This is a genomic window from Rhodopseudomonas sp. B29, assembly GCF_000333455.1.
Classification (GTDB): Bacteria; Pseudomonadota; Alphaproteobacteria; order Rhizobiales; family Xanthobacteraceae; genus Rhodopseudomonas.
Window position 1 is genome coordinate 1 of sequence record NZ_BADD01000375.1, and the last position, 5,859, is coordinate 5,859.

7 protein-coding genes are annotated in these 5,859 nt (G+C 65.0%); 3 read left to right on the top strand and 4 right to left on the bottom strand.

Going from position 1 to position 5,859, the window contains the following annotated elements; translation table 11 throughout:
- On the top strand, positions 1–720 hold a 720-nt coding region (locus I5M_RS13515; protein ID WP_022721881.1), incomplete at its 5' end, for a zinc-binding alcohol dehydrogenase family protein.
- Positions 721–1,067: 347 nt separating this feature from the next.
- Here I5M_RS13515 and I5M_RS13520 read toward each other — a convergent pair.
- Together I5M_RS13520 and I5M_RS32740 are read right to left on the bottom strand one after the other, a co-directional pair.
- A complete protein-coding gene (locus tag I5M_RS13520) occupies positions 1,068–1,715 on the bottom strand; it encodes a TetR/AcrR family transcriptional regulator (RefSeq protein ID WP_022721882.1) in 648 nt (215 codons plus the stop codon).
- Complete coding sequence (locus I5M_RS32740) at positions 1,712–1,879, bottom strand: hypothetical protein (protein ID WP_159103997.1); 168 nt, start codon at positions 1,877–1,879, stop codon at positions 1,712–1,714. The genes I5M_RS13520 and I5M_RS32740 overlap by 4 nt, the downstream gene beginning before the upstream one ends.
- Before the next feature lie 81 nt (positions 1,880–1,960).
- Here I5M_RS32740 and I5M_RS13525 point away from each other — a divergent pair, with 81 nt between their 5' ends.
- Together I5M_RS13525 and I5M_RS13530 are read left to right on the top strand one after the other, a co-directional pair.
- Positions 1,961–2,764 (top strand): SDR family NAD(P)-dependent oxidoreductase, encoded by an 804-nt coding sequence (locus I5M_RS13525; protein ID WP_022721883.1) that lies wholly within the window; start codon positions 1,961–1,963, stop codon positions 2,762–2,764.
- 28 nt (positions 2,765–2,792) lie between these two features.
- Positions 2,793–3,914 carry a DUF5938 domain-containing protein gene (locus I5M_RS13530; protein ID WP_022721884.1) on the top strand — a complete coding sequence of 374 codons (1,122 nt, stop codon included), beginning with the start codon at positions 2,793–2,795 and terminating at the stop codon, positions 3,912–3,914.
- A gap of 261 nt (positions 3,915–4,175) precedes the next feature.
- On the opposite strand, the gene I5M_RS13540 is transcribed toward I5M_RS13530, so the two are convergent.
- Both I5M_RS13540 and rplQ read right to left on the bottom strand, forming a co-directional pair.
- Entirely contained in the window at positions 4,176–4,970 is a 795-nt protein-coding gene (locus I5M_RS13540; protein WP_022721886.1) for an SDR family NAD(P)-dependent oxidoreductase, read from the bottom strand.
- A gap of 303 nt (positions 4,971–5,273) precedes the next feature.
- On the bottom strand, positions 5,274–5,684 hold the full coding sequence (rplQ, locus tag I5M_RS13545; protein WP_022721887.1) for a 50S ribosomal protein L17: 411 nt from the start codon (positions 5,682–5,684) through the stop codon (positions 5,274–5,276).
- Positions 5,685–5,859: the final 175 nt, after the last annotated feature.

Here is a 5,859-nt window from a genome sequence, read left to right on the forward strand (position 1 = left end):
CAATTCCATCTCGTCGACGAGCGCATCGTCGGCCACAAGCCGAAGACACTCGGCTTCGCGCCGGCTGCGGCGCTGCCGCTGACCTCGATCACCGCCTGGGAGATGCTGTTCGACCGGCTCGGTGCGCAGCCCAGCAAGGCGTTCGATCCGCGCACGTTGCTGATCATCGGCGGCGCCGGCGGCGTCGGCTCGATCCTGATCCAGCTCGCACGGCGCCTCACCGGCCTCAGCATCATCGCGACCGCCTCGCGGCCCGAGACGCAGGCCTGGTGCCGCGAGCTTGGCGCGCACGCGGTGATCGATCATTCGAAGCCGATGAAGGCACAGGTCGACGCGCTCGGCCTGCCGCCGGTGGCGCTGATCGCCAGCCTGACCAACACCGATCAGCATTATGAGCAGCTCGTCGACATCCTCGCCCCGCAGGGCAAGATCGCGCTGATCGACGACCCGGTGCAGCCGATCAATCCGATGCTGCTGAAAGCCAAGTCGGCCTCGCTGCACTGGGAAGCGATGTTCGCGCGCTCGACGTTCGAGACCGCCGACATGATCGCCCAGCACGATCTGCTCGACGAAGTCGCCGGCCTGATCGACGCCGGCGTGCTACGCACGACGTTGGACCAGACCTACGGCACCATCAACGCCGCCAACCTGAAGCGAGCGCATGCGCTGATCGAGAGCGGCAAGGCCAAGGGCAAGATCGTGCTGGAGGGGTGGGATTAGGCCTCCGCGCTTAGTCTTGTCGGGCCCCCACCCTCTCCGCGAGTCATTCCGGGGCGCGCGCAGCGCGAACCCGGAATCTCTGCGCCGGACCGCGCGCTGAGTTCTTCGTCCCAATTTCTGGATTCCGGGTTCGCTCGCTAACGCGAGCGCCCCGGAATGACGAGCGAGTAGTCGGTCCGGAAGCCAACTCCATCTGACCACGTCATCGCCGGGCTTGACCCGGCGATCCATCCTCTTCGCAAGGAACCTGGTTGTCGTCTGCGCTTCGCGCGATGGATACGCGGGTCAAGCCCGCGTATGACGCTGTGCTCGGGGCGGACCGAGCTCCCGCATCACCAGCCCCTCACCTACCCGATCATCGGCAACAGCCGCCGCAGTTCGGCCTGCAGCTCGGGGATCGCCTGCGCATCGTCGGACAGATGCCGCAGCAGATATTTCTGGAACAGCCCGTCGAACACCGCGTACAGCGACTCGGGCGACATCGCCGGGGTCTTGCCGCCGAGTTCGGAAAACCGTGACACCACGCGCCAGACCATGTCTTCGAGGCTCTTGTCGATGGCCGTGACGTCGTCACGAAACGCGGTTTCGAACAGCGCCTGGGCGCGCAGGTCGTACCACAGGCGATGCATCGCCGCTTCGGTCCGCATCGATTCGCCGAGCTTGTCGAGAAAGCCGTCCAGCAGTTCGTCGCGGCTGCGCGCCGTCGAGGTGATCTGATCGTAGCGGGTGACGCATTTGCCCTTGTAGTAGCGCACGCTGCAGCAGATCAGATCGAACTTGTCGCTGAAGTAATAGTGCAGCACGCCGTGGCTGAACTCGGACTTCTGCGCGATCTCGCGCAAGCTGGTGCGGGCGTAGCCGATCTCCGCCAGCGTCTCGAGCGCCGCCTCGGCCAATTCGATCCGCCGCGCATTGAACTTGTCGACCGGCGGCCTGGCGCCACGCTTCGGCGTGGCCTCCCCGCGCGGTTTTCGTTCGAGCAGTTGCTCCGTCATTCCTCGCCTTCGATTCGTGCCGCACTGCGTCGGCGTCCGCTCATCATGCCCGGGCCGAGCAGGAAAATCACCGTTTCATCAGCCGGAACTCTTGACAATCGTCCAGATATATTTTGACAATCGTCCAACAAAAATTGGTCAATCGTCAAGGCGAACGTTTTCAAGCGGCCTCCTGCCCAACCGGAGCCGCCTGAGCGATCCAACAAAGCCTTGACGGAATTGGCCTTTTCACAGGGAGGAAGACGATGAACGGGACGACTCTGTCTGGAAAAACGGCGCTGGTGACGGGCAGCGCGCGCGGCATCGGGGAAGCGATCGCCACCGCGCTCGGCAAGGCCGGGGCGTCGGTGATGATCACCGACGTGCTGACGGACCTCGGGCAGCAAACCGCCGCCAAGCTGGGCGCGGCCGGCGTCAAAACCGGATTCGCACGGCTCGACGTCACCGATGAAGCGCAATGGGAAGCGGCCGTCGCCGCCACCATCGCCGAACTCGGCGGCTACGACATCCTGATCAACAATGCCGGCATCGAGCTGACCTCACTGATGGCCGACGTCAGCGCCGCCGACATGCGGCGGATGTGCGACGTCAACGTCGTCGGCACCGCGCTCGGCATCAAGCACGCCTTCCGCGCGATGCGGCCGGACGGCGCAGCCGGCAAAGGCGGCGCGATCGTCAACATCTCCTCGGTCGCGGCGACCATCGCCTATCCGGCGATCGGCGGTTACTCGGCGACCAAATCGGCGGTCGACCGGATGACGCGTGTGGCCGCGATGGAAGCCGGCAAGCTCGGCTACGGCGTGCGCGTCAACTGCGTGTATCCGGGCCTTGCGGCGACCGAGATGGGGCTCAAGCTCGCTCAGGATATCGCCGCGCTCGGGCTGGCGGCCGATGTCAACGCCGCGGTCGGTTCGGTGATCGAGCAGACCCCGCTCGGCCGCCTCGCCGAGGTCGCCGACATCGCCGACGCCGTGGTGTTCCTCTGCACCGACGCCGCCCGCTTCATCACCGGCGCCGGCCTTCCGGTCGACGGCGGCATGGGCACCTGACGCATCCCCACATACAAGGACAACGAACATGAGCGACAAGCGACCCGTCGTGGTCTACGGCGTCTCCGGCTACACCGGCCGGCTGGTGTGCGAATATCTGCGTGAGTACAACGTGCCCTTCATCGCGGCCGGCCGCGACAAGGCCAAGGTGCAGGCCGTGGTCGACAAGATCCCCGGTATCGAGACCGCCGACTACGAAGTCGTCGAAGTCGAGCACACCGTCGCGGCGCTGACGGAATTATTCAAGGGCGCCCGCGTCGTCAGCAACATGGTCGGCCCTTTCATCAAATACGGGCCCGAAGTGGTCGAAGCGTGCCTCGCCGCCGGCTGTCACTATCTCGATACGACGGGCGAGCAGGACTGGGTGCTGAAGGCGCAGTCGACATGGGGCGATGCGTTCGCCGCCAAGGGCCTGCTGCTCTCCCCCAACCTCGCGCAGATGTACACCACCGGCGAGATCGCCGCGAACATCTGCCTGGAGACGCCAGGCCTCGATACGCTCGACATCCTGGTGTTCTGGAAGGGGCTGCCGACCTACGCCTCGACCCAGACGATCTTCACCATCCTCAAGGCCGACTGGTACTACCTCGAGCAGAACAAATATCTGCCGTGGGACGTCACCGCCCGCGCCGACGTCGTGGTGCCCGGCCAGCACGAAACCGCGATCGCCGTGCCGTGGGGCGGCACCGCGCATCCGGTATGGTTCAAGAACGATCCGCGCGTCGCCAATTGCAAGGTGATGGGCGGCGTGCTGGCGCGACCGGTGATGGAAGGCGTGGTGCAGACCACGCAGATGGTCAAGGAGCAGATCAAGCCGCTGCCGCCCGCCGACCAGGAGAAGGCGCTGGCGGATATCGCCGCGACGTTGCAGGCGACGATGCCGCCGCGCGAAAACCCGCGGATCAACACCTCGATCGACTCGGTCTATGCGTCCGGTCCGCTCGGCCGCGCGCATTGCGTGATCCACGGCAACTGCAACTACAAGCAGACCGGCCTGCTGCAGGCCTACGCGGCCTACTCGCTGCTGCAAAAGGCACCGAACCGCCCCGGCTTCGCCTCTGGCTGCCAGGCCTTCGGCTATCGAGAGCTGCTCGGCCAGCTGCGCAGCTTCGGCTTGGTGATGAAGCCGCAATTGACGGTGCAGGACTGAGCTGCGGGCGCCGTGCCCGGTAGCGCCCTCACCCCAGCCCTCTCCCGCAAGCGGGAGAGGGAGCGCGCTGCCGTTGCGGCGGCGCTTCGGATGAACGCTGCCGCGCACCTCTATTGGTACAAGATGGGAGTTGTGACGAAGCCAGAGATGAAATGATTGCCTTCCCCCAACCGCAGCGGGCCCCCTCTCCCGCTTGCGGGAGAGGGTTGGGGTGAGGGCGACGCGAGCACTGACTAATAGATTGCAGCAAACGGAAACGGACTACGCGATCGTCTGCACCAGGCCGCCTTCTGCGCGGAGTGCGGCGCCGTTGGTGACGGCGGCTTCCTTCGACGAGACGTACACCACCATGTTGGCGATCTCCTCGACGGTGGCGAAGCGCTGGATCAGGGAGCCGGGACGGTGCTGCTTGACGAAGTTGGCGGCGGCCTCCGCCTCGGACTGGCCGTTCTGGCGGGCGAGATCGGCCACGAAAGTCTTGACGCCTTCGCTCATCGTCGGGCCCGGCATCACCGCATTGACCGTCACCGCGGTGCCGCGCGTCAGCTCGGCGAGGCCGCGCGAGATTGAGAGCTGGGCGGTCTTGGTCATGCCGTAGTGGATCATTTCCTTCGGGATCATCAGCGCAGATTCCGAGGCGATGAAGACGATGCGGCCCCAGTTGCGCTTCAGCATCGCCGGCATATAGGCGCGCGACAGCCGCACACCGCTCATGACGTTGACGTCGAAGAAGCGCTGCCAATCCTCGTCCGGAATGTCGAAGAAGCCCTTGGGCTCGAAGATGCCGGTGTTGTTGATCAGGATGTCGACGTCGGGCTGGGCCTTCACCAGGGCGGCGCATCCCTCGGCGGTCGAGACGTCGGCGGCGACGCCAGTAATGGTGCCACCTTTGGCGGACTTCTTCACGGCCGCCACCGCCTCGTCCACCTTGCCTTGGCTGCGGCCGTTGACCACGACATTGGCGCCGGTCGCGGCGAGGCCCTTGGCGATGGCGTGGCCGATGCCGGCGGTGGAGCCGGTGACGAGTGAGGTCTTGCCGGACAGATCAATGTGCATGGAGTTACTCCCGATGATATTGGTCAGCGCGATAGCTGACGTAACGTCGGGAGTGATGGCCGCAAGCGCAAGACGCGATTTCGTGCGCGGCGCCTACTCCATATTCAGAGGTCATCGCCCGGCTTGCCCGGGCGACCCAGTATTCCAGAGCGCTGATGATGAAAGCTGGCGCTCTGGGATACTGGGTCCCCGCATTCGCGGGGATGACGGTTGATGGTGGGGCAGCGCAGCGGTCTACACGAAACAAAAAGCGGCGCCCTTCGGCACCGCCTTTCCAAAATAACTGACCGGATGCCGGTCGGCTTATGCCGCGGCGGTTTCTTCGGTCGGGCCGGAGTCCTTGCCCTTGGCGTCTTCGTCGCGGTCGACGAATTCGATCACCGCCATCGCGGCGTTGTCGCCGTAGCGGAAGCCGGCCTTGATGATGCGGGTGTAGCCGCCGTTGCGGTCGGCGTAGCGCGGGGCCAGCACGTCGAACAGCTTCTTGACCTGATCCTTGTCGCGCATTTCGGCGATCGCCTGGCGGCGCTTGTCGAGGCCGCCCTTCTTGCCGAGGGTGATCAGCTTCTCGACGATCGGCCGCAGTTCCTTGGCCTTCGGCAGCGTGGTGACAATCTGCTCGTGCTTGATCAGCGCGGCGCACATGTTGGCGAACATCGCCTTGCGATGCTCGGCGGTGCGGTTGAGCTTCCGGTGAACCTTGCCGTGATTCATGACGTGTACTTCCTTCAATCATTCCCGACGGTTCGTCGGAGTTGCTCAGGTGGGCTGCCTGCGTTCGCCCGGGTGATCAGCAAAGCAACGGCCGGGCGAGTCTCCTCGTCCGGCCGCGAAACGTCGATCAGTAATGATCCTCGAAGCGCTTGGCGAGTTCGTCGATGTCTCCGGC